Here is a 17,437-nt window from a genome sequence, read left to right on the forward strand (position 1 = left end):
CCCGGAAGTCCCCAACCATATGCGCGCATCGCTAGGGTGGTGGGCCGGGAATGGCCAGCGAGACCTGTGGGGAAGCCCGTGCGTGAATACCTGCTGACGCTCTGCGTCACGGCCGCGGTGACGTATCTGCTGACAGGGCCGGTACGTAAGTTCGCGATCGTGGCGGGGGCGATGCCGGAGATCCGGGCACGCGACGTGCACCGGGAGCCCACTCCGCGCCTCGGCGGGATCGCGATGTTCTTCGGACTGTGCGCGGGCCTGCTGGTCGCCGACCACCTCACCAACCTCAGTGAGGTCTTCGAGAAGTCCAACGAGCCGCGCGCGCTGCTCTCCGGAGCCGCCCTGATCTGGCTGATCGGCGTCCTGGACGACAAGTTCGAGATCGACGCCCTGATCAAGCTGGGCGGGCAGATGATCGCCGCCGGCGTGATGGTGGTGCAGGGTCTGACGATCCTGTGGATCCCCGTCCCGGGCTTCGGCAACGTCGCGCTGACCCAGGGGCAGGGCACCCTGCTGACGGTGGCGCTGGTCGTCATCACCATCAACGCGGTCAACTTCGTGGACGGCCTCGACGGTCTCGCGGCCGGCATGGTGTGCATCGCGGCGGCGGCGTTCTTCATGTACGCCTACCGGATCTGGTACTCGTACGGCATCGAGGCCGCGGCGCCCGCCTCGCTGTTCGCGGCCATCCTGATGGGCATGTGCCTGGGCTTCCTGCCGCACAACATGCACCCCGCCCGGATCTTCATGGGCGACTCGGGGTCGATGCTGATCGGCCTGGTGCTGGCGGCGGGCGCGATCTCGGTGACGGGGCAGGTGGACCCGGACGCGATGCGGCTGTTCTCCGGCTCCGAGCGCAACACCGTGCACCAGATGGTGCCCGTCTACATCCCGCTGCTGATGCCGCTGACCATCATCGCCATCCCGGCCGCCGACCTGATCCTGGCGATCGTCCGGCGCACCTGGCGCGGCCAGTCGCCGTTCGCCGCGGACCGGGGTCACCTGCACCACCGGCTGCTGGAGATCGGCCACTCGCACAGCCGCGCGGTGCTGATCATGTACTTCTTCTCGGCGCTGATCGCGTTCGGCGCGCTCGCCTACTCCGTGAACGCCGCTTCCATGTGGATCGTGCTGAGCGTCGTCTTCCTCAGCGCGATCGGCCTGGTCCTGCTCCTGCTGCCGCGCTTCACTCCACGCGCCCCGCGCTGGGCCGAGCGCTTCGTGCCGCCCCGCTACCGCCGCCGCGGGGCGATGGCCGTCGAGGCCGAGCCCGCCGTGGTGGGCAGCGAGGCGGACGAGACGGACGAGCGCGTCCCGGTCGCCGCGGGAGTTTCCGGCACATCGGGCGTATCGGGCGCCAATGGGGCTACCGCCATCGGCCCCCGCTCGCGCGCAAGGTAAGAATCTGACTAGAGCATTGCCAACTCGTGGGGGAATGAAGCGCCCCATTACCAGACAAATGGGTCCGGTAATTGCACAGACGCGCACTGTCACTCTCATGTGTGACAGCAAGCACACCGGCAGGTAAAGAGCTCATCAAATAGTTTGTGATACGGTTCACGAGAACCCCCGGGTAGAGCCTAAGGACCGCAGTGCGACGGTCTCTTGGGCGCGAAGACCCCGTTCGGCCCGGGACTACGCTCGTCCATGACGACACCTGCCCCCTGTGTGTGAAAGCGGAGTTGCCGCCATGCCGTCCAATGACGTCCGGATCCTGCTTCAGGCTGCCGTGCCCACGGCTGCCGTCGGCGCTGTTGCCGCCGTCGTCAGTGCCGTGGTCGCCGGCGGCAAGGGCGCGGTCGGTGCCGTCGTCGCGACAGCGGTGGCGATGCTCTTCATGGGGATCGGTCTCTACGTCCTGCAGCGCACCGCCAAATCGCTTCCGCACCTTTTCCAGGCGATGGGCCTGATGCTCTACGCGGCACAGATCCTGCTGCTGTTCGTCTTCCTCGCCGCGTTCAAGAACACCACGTTGTTCAACCCCCGGTCCTTCGCGATCACCCTGGTCGTCGTCACCCTCGCGTGGATCGCCGCGCAGACGCGCGCCCACATGAAGGCCAAGATTCTCTACGTCGAACCCGACTCGTCGAGCGAAAAGCCCGAAAAGACGGGCCACTCGTCGTGAGGGGTAGGGCCGGGATAAAGAGGCATGTGAAGTCCTGCTATCGTCCGGTGCCAACTGCGGCATCGCGGGCGCGGGCATCCCAGCTGACGCCTGCACAATCGCGAGGCGAGATGCCCCACAGCCGCCCCCACACCCGTAACACCAGTCCCGTGCCGAACTGCGGCCCCGTGCCGCGCCGACACAACGAGGTTGCCGTACCCATGCGCCACGATGAAGGAGCCCGCGGTGAGTGCTGACCCGACGCAGGTGCTCGCCTTCGAGACCGACTGCCACATTTTCGACGGATGTGGCTTCCCGGCTCCCGGCCTGCACTCGTTCCTCTTCGAGCCGCTCTGGGGCAACGCAGACGGCAACGGCATGTACTTCAACAAGCCGATGCTCCTGGCCCTGCTCGGCTCGATCATCATCGTGGGCTTCTTCTGGGCCGCGTTCGGCAAGCCGAAGGTCGTCCCGGGCAAGCTCCAGATGGTCGCCGAGGCCGGCTACGACTTCATCCGTCGTGGCGTCGTCTACGAGACCATCGGCAAGAAGGAAGGAGAGAAGTACGTTCCGCTGATCGTCACTCTCTTCTTCTTCGTCTGGATGATGAACCTCTGGTCGATCATTCCGGTCGCCCAGTTCCCGGTGACCTCGATCATCGCCTACCCGATGGTCCTGGCCCTGATCGTCTACGTCCTGTGGGTCTCGCTCACCTTCAAGCGCCACGGCTTCGTCGGCTTCTTCAAGAACGTCACCGGTTACGACAAGTCGCTCGGCGCGGTGCTGCCGCTGTCGATGACCATCGAGTTCTTCTCGAACCTGCTGGTCCGCCCCTTCACGCACGCCGTCCGGCTCTTCGCGAACATGTTCGCGGGCCACACGCTGCTGCTCCTCTTCACGATCGCCAGCTGGTACCTGCTGAACGGCATCGGCATCGCCTACGCGGGCGTCTCGTTCGTGATGACGATCATCATGACGGCCTTCGAGCTCTTCATCCAGGCCGTGCAGGCGTACGTGTTCGTGCTGCTGACCTGCACCTACATCCAGGGCGCGCTCGCCGAGCACCACTGAGCCCGTCCCGCCTCGTACCCCCCAGCCGTCCGGTGGCCAACCCCCACCGGTCCGTAAAGAAAAGGAAGAACTGGCATGTCCCAGACCCTTGCTGCCGTCGAAGGTTCGCTCAGCTCCGTCGGTTACGGCCTGGCCGCCATTGGCCCCGGCGTCGGCGTCGGCATCATCTTCGGTAACGGCACCCAGGCCCTCGCCCGTCAGCCCGAGGCTGCCGGCCTCATCCGCGCCAACCAGATCCTGGGCTTCGCCTTCTGTGAGGCGCTCGCCCTGATCGGTCTCGTCATGCCGTTCGTCTACTAAGACGAGCACTGACGACCGACCCGACGAAAGGCACTGATGTGAACTCCGCCCTGGTTTTCCTGGCGGCTGAGGGTGAGAAGGAGAATCCCCTCATCCCGCCGTGGCCGGAAGTTGTCATCGGCCTCATCGCTTTCGTCATCGTCTTCGGCTTCCTCGCCAAGAAGCTGCTCCCGAACATCAACAAGGTTCTGGAAGAGCGTCGCGAGGCCATCGAGGGCGGTATCGAGAAGGCCGAGGCCGCGCAGACCGAGGCCCAGAGCGTCCTTGAGCAGTACAAGGCCCAGCTCGCCGAGGCCCGGCACGAGGCCGCGCGCCTGCGCCAGGAGGCGCAGGAGCAGGGCGCCACGCTCATCGCCGAGATGCGCGCGGAAGGCCAGCGGCAGCGTGAGGAGATCATCGCCGCCGGTCACGCCCAGATCCAGGCCGACCGCAAGGCCGCCGCGTCCGCGCTGCGCCAGGACGTCGGACAGCTGGCCACTCAGCTGGCCGGCAAGCTCGTCGGCGAGTCCCTCGAGGACCACGCCCGGCAGAGCCGCGTCATCGACCGCTTCCTGGACGAGCTGGACGACAAGGCGACGAAGGCCGAGGCGACCCGATGAACGGAGCGAGCCGCGAGGCCCTTGCCGCCGCACGTGAGCGTCTCGACGCGCTGACGGACTCCACGTCCGTGGACGCCGGCTCGCTCGCCGACGAGCTGGCCGCCGTCACCGCGCTGCTCCACCGCGAGGTGTCGTTGCGTCGGGTCCTCACCGACCCGGCGCAGGCCGGCGAGGCCAAGGCCGAACTCGCCCAGCGCCTCCTCGGTACCCAGGTCAGCGGTCCCGCCGCCGACCTGGTGGCCGGCATGGTGCGCTCCCGCTGGTCGCAGTCGCGCGACCTGGTGGACGCGCTGGAGGAGCTGGCGAACACCGCCGACCTCACCGCCGCGCAGAAGGCGGGCCGGCTCGACAACGTCGAGGACGAGCTGTTCCGGTTCGGCCGGATCGTCTCCTCGAACACCGAGCTGCGCGCCGCGCTGACCAACCGCTCGGCCACCACCTCGGCCAAGGGCGAGCTGCTGCGCAGCCTGCTCGGCGGCCGGGCGGACGTGACCACCGAGCGTCTGGTGACGCGCCTTGTCACCGTGCCGCGGGGACGTAGCCTGGAGTCGGGACTCGAATCCCTGTCCAGGCTCGCCGCCGACCGGCGGGACCGGATGGTCGCCGTCGTCACCTCGGCGGTGCCGCTGAGCGACACGCAGAAGCGGCGCCTCGGCGCGGCCCTCGCGAAGATCTACGGCCGCCCGATGCACCTCAACCTCGACGTGGACCCCGAGGTCCTCGGCGGGATGCGGGTGCAGGTCGGTGACGAGGTCATCAACGGCTCCATCGCGGACCGCCTGGAGGACGCCGGCCGCCGCATGGCGAGCTGACGCTCCGCGCCACAACAGCACAACAAGCAGTACGTACTTACGACGGCCCTGGTTGGGCCGTGCAGAGGATTCACCTCTTTTTGGGGGGAGTCCCCGACTCGTGGAATACCCCCCAAGTGAAACTTCGGGCCCAACAAGGAGAGCAGGGAACTCAGATGGCGGAGCTCACGATCCGGCCGGAGGAGATCCGGGACGCGCTGGAGAACTTCGTCCAGTCGTACAAGCCGGACGCGGCCTCGCGCGAGGAGGTCGGTACGGTCACCCTTGCCGGCGACGGCATCGCGAAGGTCGAGGGTCTCCCCTCGGCCATGGCCAACGAACTGCTGAAGTTCGAGGACGGCACCCTCGGCCTCGCCCTCAACCTCGAGGAGCGCGAGATCGGTTGCGTCGTCCTCGGTGAGTTCAGCGGTATCGAGGAGGGCCAGCCGGTCACCCGCACCGGCGAGGTCCTGTCGGTCGCCGTGGGCGAGGGCTACCTCGGCCGTGTCGTCGACCCCCTCGGCAACCCGATCGACGGCCTCGGCGAGATCGAGACGGAGGGCCGCCGCGCCCTCGAACTGCAGGCCCCCACGGTCATGCAGCGCAAGTCGGTGCACGAGCCGATGGAGACGGGCTACAAGGCCGTCGACGCCATGACCCCGATCGGCCGTGGTCAGCGTCAGCTGGTCATCGGCGACCGCCAGACCGGCAAGACCGCGCTGGCCGTCGACACGATCATCAACCAGCGTGACAACTGGCGCACCGGCGACCCGAGCAAGCAGGTCCGCTGCATCTACGTCGCCATCGGCCAGAAGGGCTCGACGATCGCGTCGGTCCGCGGCGCGCTGGAGGAGAACGGCGCGCTGGAGTACACGACCATCGTGGCCGCCCCGGCGTCCGACCCGGCCGGCTTCAAGTACCTGGCGCCGTACACCGGCTCGGCCATCGGCCAGCAGTGGATGTACGAGGGCAAGCACGTCCTGATCATCTTCGACGACCTGTCGAAGCAGGCCGACGCCTACCGCGCCGTGTCGCTGCTGCTGCGCCGCCCGCCGGGCCGCGAGGCCTACCCCGGTGACGTCTTCTACCTGCACTCCCGTCTGCTGGAGCGCTGCGCGAAGCTCTCCGACGCCGAGGGCGCCGGTTCGATGACGGGTCTGCCGATCGTCGAGACCAAGGCCAACGACGTGTCGGCGTTCATTCCGACCAACGTCATCTCCATCACCGACGGCCAGTGCTTCCTGGAGTCCGACCTGTTCAACGCCGGTCAGCGTCCGGCCCTGAACGTCGGTATCTCGGTCTCCCGTGTCGGTGGCTCCGCCCAGCACAAGGCCATGCGGCAGGTCTCCGGCCGACTGCGCGTGGACCTCGCCCAGTTCCGTGAGCTGGAGGCGTTCGCCGCCTTCGGTTCCGACCTGGACGCCGCGTCGAAGGCGCAGCTGGAGCGCGGTCAGCGCATGGTCGAGCTGCTGAAGCAGGACCAGTACCAGCCGATGGCCGTCGAGGACCAGGTCGTCTCCGTCTGGGCCGGCACCACCGGCAAGATGGACGAGGTGCCGGTCGCCGACATCCGCCGCTTCGAGAAGGAGCTTCTCGAGTACCTGCACCGCCAGGAGCAGGGCCTCATGACCTCCATCCGCGAGGGGGCCAAGATGTCCGACGACACTCTGCAGGCCATCGCCGAGGCGATCACCGCGTTCAAGAAGCAGTTCGAGACCTCGGACGGCAAGCTGCTCGGCGAGGACGCCCCGTCCGCCGCCAAGTGACGTAAGGAAGGGACCTGACTCATGGGAGCCCAGCTCCGGGTCTACAAGCGTCGCATCCGATCCGTCACCGCGACCAAGAAGATCACCAAGGCGATGGAGATGATCGCCGCCTCGCGCGTCGTCAAGGCGCAGCGCAAGGTGGCGGCCTCCACGCCGTACGCGCAGGAACTGACCCGCGCGGTCACGGCGGTCGGAACCGGGTCGAACACGAAGCACCCGCTCACCACGGAGGCGGACAACCCGACCCGTGCCGCGGTCCTGCTCCTCACGAGCGACCGCGGTCTGGCCGGCGCCTTCAACTCCAACGCCATCAAGGCGGCGGAGCAGCTGACCGAGCGCCTCGAGCGCGAGGGCAGGCAGGTCGACACGTACATCGTCGGCCGGCGCGGTCTCGCCCACTACAACTTCCGCGAGCGCAAGGTCGCGGAGTCGTTCGCGGGCTTCACCGACGAGCCCTCGTACGCGGACGCCAAGAAGGTCGCGGCGCCGCTGATCGAGGCCATCGAGAAGGAGACGGCGGAGGGCGGCGTGGACGAGCTCCACATCGTCTACACCGAGTTCGTCTCGATGATGACGCAGACGGCGGTCGACTCCCGGCTGCTGCCGCTGAGTCTCGACGAGGTGGCTCAGGAGTCGGCGACGAAGGACGAGATCCTTCCGCTGTACGACTTCGAGCCGTCGGCGGAGGACGTCCTCGACGCCCTGCTGCCGCGCTACGTCGAGAGCCGCATCTACAACGCGCTGCTGCAGTCGGCCGCCTCCAAGCACGCCGCCACGCGGCGCGCGATGAAGTCGGCCACCGACAACGCGGGCGAGCTGATCAACACGCTCTCCCGTCTTGCCAACGCGGCCCGCCAGGCCGAAATCACCCAGGAAATCAGCGAGATCGTCGGTGGCGCCAGTGCCCTGGCCGACGCGAACGCGGGGAGTGACAACTAATGACCACCACTGTTGAGACCGCGACGGCCACGGGCCGCGTCGCCCGGGTCATCGGTCCGGTCGTCGACGTGGAGTTCCCCGTCGACGCGATGCCGGAGATCTACAACGCCCTCCACGTCGAGGTCGCCGACCCGGCGCAGGCGGGCGAGCTGAAGACGCTGACCCTGGAGGTCGCCCAGCACCTGGGTGACGGCCTGGTCCGCACCATCTCCATGCAGCCCACCGACGGCCTGGTCCGCCAGGCCCCGGTGACCGACACGGGCACGGCCATCTCCGTCCCCGTCGGCGACTTCACCAAGGGCAAGGTGTTCAACACCCTCGGTGAGGTGCTGAACGTCGACGAGACCTACACCGGTGAGCGCTGGCCGATCCACCGCAAGGCGCCGAACTTCGACGAGCTCGAGTCGAAGACCGAGATGTTCGAGACCGGCGTCAAGGTCATCGACCTGCTGACCCCGTACGTCAAGGGCGGCAAGATCGGTCTGTTCGGCGGCGCCGGCGTCGGCAAGACGGTGCTCATCCAGGAGATGATCTACCGCGTCGCCAACAACCACGACGGTGTCTCCGTGTTCGCCGGTGTCGGTGAGCGCACCCGTGAGGGCAACGACCTCATCGACGAGATGAGCGAGTCCGGCGTCATCGACAAGACCGCGCTGGTCTTCGGCCAGATGGACGAGCCGCCGGGCACCCGTCTGCGCGTCGCGCTGGCCGGCCTGACCATGGCCGAGTACTTCCGTGACGTCCAGAAGCAGGACGTGCTGTTCTTCATCGACAACATCTTCCGCTTCACCCAGGCGGGCTCCGAGGTGTCGACCCTGCTCGGCCGTATGCCCTCCGCGGTGGGTTACCAGCCGAACCTGGCCGACGAGATGGGTCTCCTCCAGGAGCGCATCACCTCGACCCGTGGTCACTCGATCACCTCGATGCAGGCGATCTACGTCCCCGCGGACGACCTGACCGACCCGGCCCCGGCCACCACCTTCGCCCACCTCGACGCGACGACGGTGCTCTCCCGTCCGATCTCCGAGAAGGGCATCTACCCGGCCGTGGACCCGCTGGACTCGACGTCCCGCATCCTCGACCCGCGGTACATCGCGGCGGACCACTACCAGGCCGCGATGCGCGTGAAGAGCATCCTGCAGAAGTACAAGGACCTGCAGGACATCATCGCGATCCTCGGTATCGACGAGCTCGGCGAGGAGGACAAGCTCGTCGTCCACCGTGCCCGTCGCGTGGAGCGCTTCCTGTCCCAGAACACCCACGTCGCCAAGCAGTTCACCGGCGTCGACGGGTCGGACGTCCCGCTGGACGAGTCGATCGCGGCCTTCAACGCGATCTGCGACGGCGAGTACGACCACTTCCCGGAGCAGGCGTTCTTCATGTGCGGTGGCATCGAGGACCTGAAGAACAACGCCAAGGAGCTCGGCGTCTCCTGAGCCTCGTGCTCATCGTGAGCCCCAGGGCTCACACCGGAGGGGGCGGGCGCGTCCCGCCCCCTCCGGCACGCCTATTAGACTTGTAACCAACACCCGGCTCTCCGGCCGGGTGGTGACCCGAGGAGCCACCTTGGCTGCTGATCTGCACGTCGCGCTGGTCGCGGCCGACCGAGAGGTCTGGTCCGGCGAGGCCACCCTGGTCGTCGCGCGCACCACGTCCGGCGACATCGGCGTCATGCCCGGTCACCAGCCGCTGCTCGGTGTGCTGGAGTCGGGCCCGGTGACCATTCGTACGAGTGAGGGTGGGACGGTCGTCGCCGCGGTGCACGGCGGTTTCATCTCGTTCGCGGACAACAAGCTGTCGCTGCTGGCCGAGATCGCCGAGCTGTCGGACGAGATCGATGTCCAGCGCGCGGAGCGGGAGCTCGAGCGGGCGAAGGCGGAGGGCGACGCCCACGCCGAGCGTCGCGCGGACGTCCGACTGCGCGCGGCGGCGGGACGCTGATCCACAGCACTGTGCGATAGCGTCGTGCCATGACGTCACTCAGCCGCGGCTGGGACCGGAGCCTCTCCGGACCCGGCCGCGGCTGAGGCAGATCCGGGTGTTTTTTCCGTTCCGTTACCTAGGAGACGAGGAGGTCGGTGTCGATGGCCCTCGCTCTGACTGTGTGCGGAATTGTCGTCGCCCTGGTGGTGATCGCGCTCTTCGTCTTCGGGCTGCGCCGCCGGCTGATCCAGCGATCGGGCGGTACCTTCGACTGCTCCCTGCGCTGGGACGCCCCCAAGGAGGGCGACGGAGCCGGCAAGGGCTGGTCCTACGGAGTGGCCCGCTACAACGGCGACCGGGTCGAGTGGTACCGCGTCTTCTCGTACTCCCCCCGCCCGCGCCGCGTCCTGGAGCGCTCCGCGATCGAGGTGGCCGGCCGCCGCGTCCCGGACGGCGAGGAGGAGCTGGCGCTGCTCTCGGACGCCGTCGTGCTCGCCTGTCTCCATCGGGGCACGCGGCTCGAACTGGCGATGAGCGAAGACGCGCTGACCGGATTTCTCGCGTGGCTCGAGGCAGCCCCGCCCGGACAGCGCGTCAACGTCGCTTAGGCCCCTAGGCCCCTAGGCCCCTAGGCCCTTGGGAATTACTTCAGCCCGCTGTCGATGGCGCTCACCAGCTCGCCGTTCGCGGTGTCGCCGCTGAACTCCCAGAAGAAGGCGCCGCCCAGCTTCTGCTGCTCGGCCCAGTCCATCTTGGACTTGACGGTGGCCGGGGTGTCGTAGGACCACCAGTTGCTGCCGCAGTGCGCGTACGCGGTGCCGGCGACGGTGCCGGTGGCCGGGCAGCTGTTCCTGAGGACCTTGTAGTCCTCGATGCCCGCCTCGTACGTTCCGGTCGCCGGGCCGGTCGCGGTGCCGCCGGGCGCGGACTGGGTGACGCCGGTCCAGCCGCGGCCGTAGAAGCCGATGCCGAGGAGCAGCTTGTCGGCCGGCACGCCCGCGGCCTTGAACTTCGCGATCGCCTCGGCGGAGTTGAAGCCCTGCTGCGGGATGCCGTCGTACGAGGTCAGCGGCGAGTGCGGAGCGGTCGGGCCGTTCTTCGCCCAGGCGCCGAAGAAGTCGTACGTCATCACGTTGTACCAGTCGATGTACTGAGCGGCGGTGCCGTAGTCGGCCGCTTCGATCTTGCCACCGTCGGAGGCGTCGGCGGTGACGGCGGCGGTGACCAGGTCGTCGCCGAACTCGGCGCGCATGGCCTTCATCATGGTGCTGAAGGCGTTCGGCGCGCTGGTCGTGTCACAGCTGAGACCGCAGGCGTTCGGGTACTCCCAGTCCAGGTCGATGCCGTCGAAGACATCGGCCCAGCGCGGGTCCTCGACCAGGTCGTGGCAGGACTTCGCGAAGGCGGCGGGGTTCTTCACCGCGTCGGGGAATCCGCCGGACCAGGTCCAGCCGCCGAAGGAGAACAGCACCTTGATGTGCGGGTACTCCGCCTTCAGCTTGCGCAGCTGGTTGAAGTTGCCGCGCAGCGGCTGGTCCCAGGTGTCGGCGACGCCGTCGACGGACTGGTCGGCGGTGTACGCCTTGTCGTAGTCGGCGTAGGCGTCACCGATGGTGCACTTGCCGCCCTGGACGTTGCCGAAGGCGTAGTTGATGTGCGTGATCTTCTCGGCGGAGCCGGAGGTGACCAGGTTCTTCACGTGGTAGTTGCGCCCGTAGACGCCCCAGTTGGTGAAGTAGCCGAGCTTGACCTCTTCGCCCGGCTGCGGGCCGGGGCCGCCGCCGTCGCCGGTGGTGGTGACCTTCACCGCGCCGCTGACCGGACCGGTCTGGTCGGCGGTGTCACGGGCCTGGACGGTGTAGGAGTAGTCGGTGCCGGCGCTGAGGCCGGTGTTGGTGTAGGTGGTGCCGGTGACCGTGGCGACCTTGGCGCCGTCGCGCAGGACGTCGTAGTTCTTGATGCCCTTGTCGTCGGTCGCCGCCGACCAGGACAGTTTCACCGAGGTGTCGGTGATGCCCGAGGCGGTGGGTGTCCCGGGCGCGGAGGGTGCCTCGTCGCCGGGGACGGAGGAGCCGTCGCAGCTGCCGCCGTTGAGCTTGCAGTTGGACGGGGAGCCGGGGCCGCTGCCGTTGAAGCCGAAGGAGACCGACGCCCCGGGGGCGAGGGTGCCGTTCCAGCCGACGTTCTTGGCGGTCCAGTGGTCACCGGAGTTGGTGACCGTGGCGTCCCAGGCGGAGGTGACCTTGGTGCCGGAGGGGAAGTCCCACTCGACGTTCCAGGAGTTGATGGTGGTGGTGCCGGTGTTCTTCACGGTCCACTTGCCGCCGAAGCCGGTGCCCCAGTCCGAGGTCTTGGCGAAGGTGGCCGTCGCGCTGGTGGCCGCCTGGGCGGGACTCGCGAGGCCGACCAATCCGGCGAGGGGAAGCGCCAGGGTCGCGACGAGCGCCGCGGCTTTGTGTCTGAAGCGCATGTGCGCCTCCTTTGTGGGGATGTTGTTGTGGGCATGACTGAGCCTCATGCTCGCAGTGCCGCGAGAATAGAAAGGTCTGGACCATAGGTCAATAGGTCTGGACCAGTGCTACGGCCTGTAGTTGAGAGGGGAACTAGATCCCCAACTCCTGCGCGAGCACCGCGGCTTGCACCCGGCTGCGCAGCGCCAGCTTCCCCAGCAGGCGGCTGACGTGCGTCTTCACCGTGGCTTCCGCCATGTCCAGCCGCTCGGCGATCGCCGCGTTGGACAGCCCCTCGCCGAGACAGGACAGCACCTCGCGCTCGCGCCGGGTGAGGTCCTCCAGCACCGACGGATCGGCGGTCGGCTCCCGGACCGGCCGCGCGGCGAACTCGGCGATCAGCCGCCGGGTGACGGCCGGGGCGACGATCCCCTCACCGCCCGCCACCGTGCGCACGGCCGCGAGGAGGTCCCTCGCCTCCGTGTTCTTCAGCAGGAACCCGGCGGCCCCCGCCCGCAGCGCCCCGAAGACGTACTCGTCCAGGTCGAAGGTGGTCAGTACGAGCACGTCGGCGAGGTGCTCGGCGACCACCCGCCGGGTCGCCGACACCCCGTCCAGCCGGGGCATCTGAACGTCCATCAGCACCACGTCCGGCCGCAGCTCCCGGGCCAGCGCCACCGCCTGCTCGCCGTCCGCCGCCTCCCCGACCACCTCGATGTCCGGGGCGCTGCCCAGGATCAGCACCAGTCCGGCGCGGACGGCGGACTGGTCCTCGGCGACGAGGACGCGGATCATGCGGGACCTCCTTCGGTCAGGGGCAGGGTGGCGCGTACGGTCCAGATCTTGCCGCCCGTCGGGCCGGGATCCGCCACCGGCCCGGCCTCGAACACGCCGTGCAGCAGCGCGGCCCGCTCCCGCATGCCGACGAGACCGGCACCCGAGCCCGGGGCGCGCGGGGCCTCCCGGTCGCCGTACGGGCTGGTCACCAGGACGCACAGCACGTCGTCGTGCCGGGTGAGCACGACGCGTACCGTCCCCTCCGAGGCGTGCTTGAGCGCGTTGGTGAGCGACTCCTGCACGATCCGGTACGCGGCCAGTTCGACCGGCGCGGGAAGGCCCTCGCCGGACACCGTCTCGAGGGTGACGTCGAGGCCGTTGGCGCGGGCGCCGTCCACCAGCGCGCCGAGGCCGTCGAGCGTGGGGGAGGCGGCCGGCTCGGTGTCCCCGCCGTCGTCCCGCAGGATGCCGATCAGGCGACGCATCTCGGCCAGTCCCTCGACGCTGTTCTCGCGGATGACGCCGAGCGCCTGCCGGGTGGTGGCCGGGTCGTCCAGGGAGAGCGCGGCCGTGGAGTGGATGGCGATCGCGGAGAGGTGGTTGGCGACCATGTCGTGCAGCTCGCGCGCCATCCGGGAGCGTTCCGCGGTCACCGCCTGGACCCGGTCCATCTCGGCCAGCAGCGCGGTCTGCTCGGCACGCAGCAGGGCGGCGTCGGCGGCCTCGCGGTGGTTGCGCACGATCAGGCCGGTGGAGGCGGGCGCGAACGACACCACACCGACGGCGACACCGATCAGCAGCGCCTCGGGCACCCGCCACACCGCGAACGGCACCAGCGTCGCCGCCACGGTGAGCAGCCCGGTGATCCACGGGATGCGGCGGGCCGAGGCGGGCGGGCCGTACAGCACGGCCGCGTACATCAGGTCGGTGTACATGATCACCGTGACCAGGCTGCCCTGCGTGAGCGTGTCCCCGATCAGCGCTGCGGTGCCGATCAGCAGGCCGGTGCGCGGCGCGGCCCGGCGCAGCAGCTCGCAGCCCGCGACGACGGCGAGCGGGACCAGCAGCGGCCAGCGGCCGTCGAACAGCACGATCGGGTCGTCGGCGGGCCGCACGCCCAGGCCGATGCCCCACAGCAGCAGCCCGCCGAGCAGACCGGCCGACGCGGCGTACACGTCGAAGCGGCGCGGGCGGGGGAGTCGTACGGCCATGCCACCATCCAACACGCCCCGCGCCCCGCCCGCCTGACCCCGGGGGACGGTCCGGCACTGCATCTTTCGATGTACCGGAGGTTCGTCACCGGCGACGACGAACGAGGCGGATTCCGACGGGAGCCTGGAAGGGTGAACGAAGGGAGCACGTCATGGTCGTCGCGTTGATCATCGCCTGTGAGGTCGGCTTCTGGGTGCTGCTGGCGCTCGGACTCGCCGCCCGCTACCTGTTGAAATGGCGGCGCACCAGCGTGTTCCTGCTGCTGTGCGAGCCCGTCCTGGAACTGGTGCTGTTCGCCGCGACGGCGATCGACCTCAAGAACGGCGCCGCGCCGGGCTGGGAGCACGGCCTGGCGGCGCTGTACATCGGCTACACGGTCGCGTACGGCCACTACACGATCCGCTGGCTCGACGGCCACGCCGCCCACCGACTGGGCGGCGGCCCGCCCCCGGTGAAGCCTCCGCGCTACGGCAGGGCGCGGGCCGCCCACGAGGGCCGGCTGTGGCTGCGCACCCTGCTGGGCGCGGCCGTGGCGTGCGCGCTGCTCCAGGGCGCGGTCTGGTACGTCGGCGACGGAGACGTGTCGTCGCTGCGGGCCTTCCAGTGGGTGGCCGTCAGGGTCGCCGCCATCCACGGCCTGGTGGCCCTCGGATACCTGATCTGGCCGAAGAAGGACCCGGCGGGAACGCCGGAGGGCACGGCCGGGCATCGGCCGGAGAAGGAAGGAGCGCACCGATGAGGTACCTGCCGGAGCGGAACCTGTGGGAGGGCGGCGCCACCTTCGTGGTCGGCCTCGCCCTCTGGCTCTTCGCCGGGGACGTGGAGGTCCCCGTCGTCGACCTGCCGAAGGTCGGGATCGTGATGATGTGCGTCGGCGGCGCGCAGACCGCGTGGAGCCTGTTCCGGTCGGCGCGCCGACAGGCCTAGCGCTCCCCGCCCGGCACCCACAGCACGTCCCCGACCTCCTTGTTGGCCACGCGGGCGAGGATGAAGAGCAGGTCCGAGAGGCGGTTCAGGTAGGTCGCGGTGAGCGGGTTCATCGTCTCGCCGTGCACCTCCAGCGCCGCCCACGTGGAGCGCTCGGCCCGCCGGACCACCGTGCACGCCTGGTGCAGCAGGGCGGCGCCGGGCGTGCCGCCGGGCAGGATGAAGGAGCGGAGCTTCTCCACCTCGGCGAGGAAGCGGTCGCAGTCCGCCTCCAGCTTGTCGACGTAGAACTGCTCGACCCGCAGCGGCGGGTACTCCGGGTTCTCCACCACCGGCGTCGACAGGTCGGCGCCGACGTCGAACAGGTCGTTCTGGACGCGGACGAGGACCTCGACGACCTCCTCGTGCAGGCCGCCGAGGGCGATCGCCGTGCCGATCACCGCGTTCGCCTCGTTGGCGTCGGCGTACGCGGAGATCCGGAGGTCGGTCTTGGGGACCCGGCTCATGTCGCCGAGGGCGGTGGTGCCCTGGTCGCCGGTCCGGGTGTAGATGCGCGTCAGGTTGACCATGGGGCCAGGGTAGTGAGGCTCCGGCGGTACGGAACACGCGTGTGCCCACCGTCACGGCCGGCGCGGTGAAGGCGACGGCGGCCAGGACGCCGTACCGCATGTGCGCCGTCGCGTGGCCGCCGACGCACGCCTCCCGTACCGCGTCGACCGGATGGCGGAACGGCATCAGGTGCGAGAGTGAATCGGACAGCGCGAGCTCGCGGGCGGGAAACCGTCGGAGGTCTCCCGCGACGTCCCGCTGCTGGACGAAACGGAGGAGCTGTTGAGCGAGAAGGTGCCCAACTACGCCGTACGGGGAGCGGGCTGACACCCGAACGGCAGCCCTCGGTGTGATGTCCGTCATCTGAGACGTGACGCGCGTTACTAACCGGTCACACAGCCCCTCACGCCCGCTAATCTCCGGCCGAGAGAAGAGAAACAGCGCGTATCAGGGGAGTCGCACAGTGGCACGGAAGCTCGCCGTCATCGGAGCCGGTCTCATGGGGTCCGGAATCGCCCAGGTCTCCGCCCAGGCGGGCTGGGACGTCGTCCTGCGCGATGTCACCGACGAGGCGTTGCGGCGCGGCACCGACGGCATCAGGGCCTCGTACGACAAGTTCGTCGCCAAGGGCAAGCTCGCCGCCGACGACGCCGAGGCAGCCCTCGCGCGCATCACCGCGACCACCGACCTGGACGCCGTCGCCGACGCGGACGTCGTCGTCGAGGCCGTCTTCGAGAAGCTGGAAGTCAAGCACGAGATCTTCCGCGCCCTCGACAAGCTGGTGAAGGACGAGGCGATCCTCGCGTCCAACACCTCCGCCATCCCGATCACCAAGATCGCGGCCGTGACGGAGCGCCCCGAGCGGGTCGTCGGCGCCCACTTCTTCTCGCCGGTCCCGATGATGCAGCTGTGCGAGCTGGTGCGCGGCTACAAGACCAGCGACGAAACGCTCGCCGCCGCACGGGAGTTCGCCGAGTCGACCGGCAAGACCTGCATCGTCGTCAACCGCGACGTCGCCGGCTTCGTGACCACCCGCCTCATCTCCGCCCTCGTCGTCGAGGCCGCGAAGCTGTACGAGTCGGGCGTCGCCACCGCCGAGGACATCGACCTCGCCTGCAAGCTGGGCTTCGGCCACGCCATGGGACCGCTGGCCACCGCCGACCTGACGGGCGTCGACATCCTGCTGCACGCCACCGGCAACATCTACACCGAGTCCCAGGACGAGAAGTTCGCCCCGCCGGAGCTGATGCGCCGGATGGTGGACGCCGGTGACATCGGCCGCAAGAGCGGGCAGGGCTTCTACAAGCACTGAGGTCGCATCGGCCCCGGGAAACGTCACACGCCGGGGTGAATTCGGTATCGGTTCGCTTACAGGCGGCAACCTCCGATCGTTTCGGCCAGTCAGAGGTTGCAACACCTGATATCGCCGAGAGACCACAACGAAGAAACGAAGAGACGACAAAGACGCACGCCGGGGAGCGTATATGCACATCAGGGGCGACCACGTCGAGCTGGTCGTCGGGGGCCGCCTCGACGTCCGCAGCGCGGCGGACGCCCGTACGGTCCTGCACTCGGCCGTCGACGACGGAGTCGGCGACCTGGTGCTGGACCTGTCCGAACTGGACTCCTGGGACGCCACCGGACTCGGCGTGATCATGGGGGCCCACCGGCGGGCCGGACGCTGCGGCCGGCGGCTGGTGCTGCGCGGCGTACCACCGCAGATGCAGCGCCTGCTGGTGGCCACCCGGCTGCACCGGATCCTGGCCATCGAGGGCGGCATCGGCGTGGAGACCCTGCCCAGGGTGTGATGCCGCGGGCCGGTGTGACCCGGTGGACCGGGGAGACCCGGACACCGCCCGGCGAAACGCCCGACGCGCGCAATCCTCACGAGACTGTGACGTCTCGGACGGGTCGGTACCCCGGACTGTCGGAGATACTGAGCGAAGGTTTAGGGTCTGGCTGCCCGCCATCTTGCGAACCCATCTGGCGGGCCCGGACCAGAAGCGACAGCGCGGTGTGCGGCAAGGCC

The 17,437-nt window shown here is 69.0% G+C and carries 19 protein-coding genes and 2 pseudogenes; 16 read left to right on the plus strand and 5 right to left on the minus strand.

The genetic code is table 11. The annotated features are described in order from the left end of the window. Positions 1–78 precede the first annotated feature (78 nt). The 11 genes from ACIQ6R_RS04190 (at position 79) to ACIQ6R_RS04240 (ending at position 10,101) form a co-directional block, all read left to right on the plus strand. Positions 79–1,401, plus strand: a complete 1,323-nt coding sequence (locus tag ACIQ6R_RS04190) for an MraY family glycosyltransferase (protein WP_404218576.1) — start codon at positions 79–81, stop codon at positions 1,399–1,401. A gap of 289 nt (positions 1,402–1,690) precedes the next feature. Beyond that, complete coding sequence (locus tag ACIQ6R_RS04195) at positions 1,691–2,125, plus strand: hypothetical protein (RefSeq protein WP_376675126.1); 435 nt, start codon at positions 1,691–1,693, stop codon at positions 2,123–2,125. Between the two features lie 210 nt (positions 2,126–2,335). Continuing rightward, positions 2,336–3,175: a F0F1 ATP synthase subunit A gene (atpB, locus tag ACIQ6R_RS04200; RefSeq protein ID WP_375914501.1), complete on the plus strand. Its 840-nt coding sequence runs from the start codon at positions 2,336–2,338 to the stop codon at positions 3,173–3,175. Between the two features lie 75 nt (positions 3,176–3,250). Continuing rightward, positions 3,251–3,475, plus strand: a complete 225-nt coding sequence (atpE, locus tag ACIQ6R_RS04205) for an ATP synthase F0 subunit C (RefSeq protein WP_030545783.1) — start codon at positions 3,251–3,253, stop codon at positions 3,473–3,475. 38 nt (positions 3,476–3,513) lie between these two features. Then, positions 3,514–4,074 (plus strand): F0F1 ATP synthase subunit B, encoded by a 561-nt coding sequence (locus ACIQ6R_RS04210; RefSeq protein ID WP_375914505.1) that lies wholly within the window; start codon positions 3,514–3,516, stop codon positions 4,072–4,074. After that, on the plus strand, positions 4,071–4,886 hold the full coding sequence (locus tag ACIQ6R_RS04215) for a F0F1 ATP synthase subunit delta (RefSeq protein ID WP_404170481.1): 816 nt from the start codon (positions 4,071–4,073) through the stop codon (positions 4,884–4,886). Before ACIQ6R_RS04210 ends, ACIQ6R_RS04215 begins: the two co-directional genes overlap by 4 nt. Before the next feature lie 155 nt (positions 4,887–5,041). Next, on the plus strand, positions 5,042–6,631 hold the full coding sequence (atpA, locus tag ACIQ6R_RS04220) for a F0F1 ATP synthase subunit alpha (protein WP_404170483.1): 1,590 nt from the start codon (positions 5,042–5,044) through the stop codon (positions 6,629–6,631). Positions 6,632–6,652: 21 nt separating this feature from the next. After that, positions 6,653–7,570, plus strand: a complete 918-nt coding sequence (locus ACIQ6R_RS04225; RefSeq protein ID WP_404170486.1) for a F0F1 ATP synthase subunit gamma — start codon at positions 6,653–6,655, stop codon at positions 7,568–7,570. Continuing rightward, positions 7,570–9,006, plus strand: a complete 1,437-nt coding sequence (gene atpD / locus ACIQ6R_RS04230) for a F0F1 ATP synthase subunit beta (protein ID WP_404170489.1) — start codon at positions 7,570–7,572, stop codon at positions 9,004–9,006. The genes ACIQ6R_RS04225 and atpD overlap by 1 nt, the downstream gene beginning before the upstream one ends. Before the next feature lie 130 nt (positions 9,007–9,136). After that, positions 9,137–9,511 (plus strand): F0F1 ATP synthase subunit epsilon, encoded by a 375-nt coding sequence (locus ACIQ6R_RS04235; protein ID WP_404170492.1) that lies wholly within the window; start codon positions 9,137–9,139, stop codon positions 9,509–9,511. A gap of 143 nt (positions 9,512–9,654) precedes the next feature. After that, on the plus strand, positions 9,655–10,101 hold the full coding sequence (locus ACIQ6R_RS04240) for a DUF2550 domain-containing protein (RefSeq protein ID WP_310871210.1): 447 nt from the start codon (positions 9,655–9,657) through the stop codon (positions 10,099–10,101). A gap of 35 nt (positions 10,102–10,136) precedes the next feature. Here ACIQ6R_RS04240 and ACIQ6R_RS04245 read toward each other — a convergent pair whose 3' ends face one another. The 3 genes from ACIQ6R_RS04245 to ACIQ6R_RS04255 form a co-directional block, all read right to left on the minus strand. Next, positions 10,137–11,963, minus strand: coding sequence for a glycosyl hydrolase family 18 protein (locus tag ACIQ6R_RS04245; protein WP_404218578.1), 1,827 nt, complete (start codon positions 11,961–11,963; stop codon positions 10,137–10,139). 133 nt (positions 11,964–12,096) lie between these two features. After that, positions 12,097–12,738 carry a response regulator gene (locus ACIQ6R_RS04250; protein WP_404170497.1) on the minus strand — a complete coding sequence of 214 codons (642 nt, stop codon included), beginning with the start codon at positions 12,736–12,738 and terminating at the stop codon, positions 12,097–12,099. Beyond that, the gene (locus ACIQ6R_RS04255; RefSeq protein WP_404218580.1) at positions 12,735–13,931 is read right to left on the minus strand and encodes a sensor histidine kinase; all 1,197 of its coding nucleotides are present in this window, start codon (positions 13,929–13,931) and stop codon (positions 12,735–12,737) included. The genes ACIQ6R_RS04250 and ACIQ6R_RS04255 overlap by 4 nt, the downstream gene beginning before the upstream one ends. 152 nt (positions 13,932–14,083) lie before the next feature. On the opposite strand from ACIQ6R_RS04255, the gene ACIQ6R_RS04260 reads away from it, so the two are divergent. Both ACIQ6R_RS04260 and ACIQ6R_RS04265 read left to right on the plus strand, forming a co-directional pair. Further along, complete coding sequence (locus tag ACIQ6R_RS04260; protein ID WP_404170503.1) at positions 14,084–14,671, plus strand: hypothetical protein; 588 nt, start codon at positions 14,084–14,086, stop codon at positions 14,669–14,671. Next, entirely contained in the window at positions 14,668–14,859 is a 192-nt protein-coding gene (locus ACIQ6R_RS04265; protein ID WP_404170506.1) for a DUF5708 family protein, read from the plus strand. Before ACIQ6R_RS04260 ends, ACIQ6R_RS04265 begins: the two co-directional genes overlap by 4 nt. Here ACIQ6R_RS04265 and ACIQ6R_RS04270 read toward each other — a convergent pair. Continuing rightward, the gene (locus ACIQ6R_RS04270; protein ID WP_404170509.1) at positions 14,856–15,428 is read right to left on the minus strand and encodes a cob(I)yrinic acid a,c-diamide adenosyltransferase; all 573 of its coding nucleotides are present in this window, start codon (positions 15,426–15,428) and stop codon (positions 14,856–14,858) included. The two genes, ACIQ6R_RS04265 and ACIQ6R_RS04270, sit on opposite strands and share 4 nt — an antisense overlap. 16 nt (positions 15,429–15,444) lie before the next feature. After that, positions 15,445–15,612: pseudogene (locus tag ACIQ6R_RS04275) on the minus strand (ABC transporter permease); the annotation flags it as partial. Here ACIQ6R_RS04275 and ACIQ6R_RS04280 point away from each other — a divergent pair. From ACIQ6R_RS04280 to ACIQ6R_RS04290, 3 genes and pseudogenes are all read left to right on the plus strand, one after another. Further along, positions 15,610–15,735, plus strand: a pseudogene (locus ACIQ6R_RS04280) (TetR/AcrR family transcriptional regulator); the annotation flags it as partial. The pseudogenes ACIQ6R_RS04275 and ACIQ6R_RS04280 sit on opposite strands and share 3 nt — an antisense overlap. A 136-nt stretch (positions 15,736–15,871) precedes the next feature. Next, the gene (locus tag ACIQ6R_RS04285; RefSeq protein ID WP_404170512.1) at positions 15,872–16,720 is read left to right on the plus strand and encodes a 3-hydroxyacyl-CoA dehydrogenase family protein; all 849 of its coding nucleotides are present in this window, start codon (positions 15,872–15,874) and stop codon (positions 16,718–16,720) included. Between the two features lie 172 nt (positions 16,721–16,892). Then, complete coding sequence (locus ACIQ6R_RS04290; RefSeq protein ID WP_003973611.1) at positions 16,893–17,216, plus strand: STAS domain-containing protein; 324 nt, start codon at positions 16,893–16,895, stop codon at positions 17,214–17,216. Positions 17,217–17,437 lie beyond the last annotated feature (221 nt).

Origin of the sequence: Streptomyces sp. NPDC096048 (assembly GCF_044763415.1) — a bacterium.
GTDB lineage: Bacteria > Actinomycetota > Actinomycetes > Streptomycetales > Streptomycetaceae > Streptomyces.

Excerpts from the sequence above, each read along its gene's own strand:
- ACIQ6R_RS04260 (WP_404170503.1), top strand. The coding sequence starts at position 14,084 with ATGGTCGTCGCGTTGATCATCGCCTGTGAGGTCGGCTTCTGGGTGCTG.
- ACIQ6R_RS04265 (WP_404170506.1), top strand. The coding sequence starts at position 14,668 with ATGAGGTACCTGCCGGAGCGGAACCTGTGGGAGGGCGGCGCCACCTTC.
- ACIQ6R_RS04225 (WP_404170486.1), top strand. The coding sequence starts at position 6,653 with ATGGGAGCCCAGCTCCGGGTCTACAAGCGTCGCATCCGATCCGTCACC.
- atpE (WP_030545783.1), top strand. The coding sequence starts at position 3,251 with ATGTCCCAGACCCTTGCTGCCGTCGAAGGTTCGCTCAGCTCCGTCGGT.
- ACIQ6R_RS04255 (WP_404218580.1), bottom strand. The coding sequence starts at position 13,931 with ATGGCCGTACGACTCCCCCGCCCGCGCCGCTTCGACGTGTACGCCGCG.
- atpB (WP_375914501.1), top strand. The coding sequence starts at position 2,336 with ATGAAGGAGCCCGCGGTGAGTGCTGACCCGACGCAGGTGCTCGCCTTC.
- ACIQ6R_RS04270 (WP_404170509.1), bottom strand. The coding sequence starts at position 15,428 with ATGGTCAACCTGACGCGCATCTACACCCGGACCGGCGACCAGGGCACC.
- ACIQ6R_RS04290 (WP_003973611.1), top strand. The coding sequence starts at position 16,893 with ATGCACATCAGGGGCGACCACGTCGAGCTGGTCGTCGGGGGCCGCCTC.
- ACIQ6R_RS04245 (WP_404218578.1), bottom strand. The coding sequence starts at position 11,963 with ATGCGCTTCAGACACAAAGCCGCGGCGCTCGTCGCGACCCTGGCGCTT.
- ACIQ6R_RS04195 (WP_376675126.1), top strand. The coding sequence starts at position 1,691 with ATGCCGTCCAATGACGTCCGGATCCTGCTTCAGGCTGCCGTGCCCACG.
- ACIQ6R_RS04215 (WP_404170481.1), top strand. The coding sequence starts at position 4,071 with ATGAACGGAGCGAGCCGCGAGGCCCTTGCCGCCGCACGTGAGCGTCTC.
- ACIQ6R_RS04240 (WP_310871210.1), top strand. The coding sequence starts at position 9,655 with ATGGCCCTCGCTCTGACTGTGTGCGGAATTGTCGTCGCCCTGGTGGTG.
- ACIQ6R_RS04250 (WP_404170497.1), bottom strand. The coding sequence starts at position 12,738 with ATGATCCGCGTCCTCGTCGCCGAGGACCAGTCCGCCGTCCGCGCCGGA.
- atpA (WP_404170483.1), top strand. The coding sequence starts at position 5,042 with ATGGCGGAGCTCACGATCCGGCCGGAGGAGATCCGGGACGCGCTGGAG.
- atpD (WP_404170489.1), top strand. The coding sequence starts at position 7,570 with ATGACCACCACTGTTGAGACCGCGACGGCCACGGGCCGCGTCGCCCGG.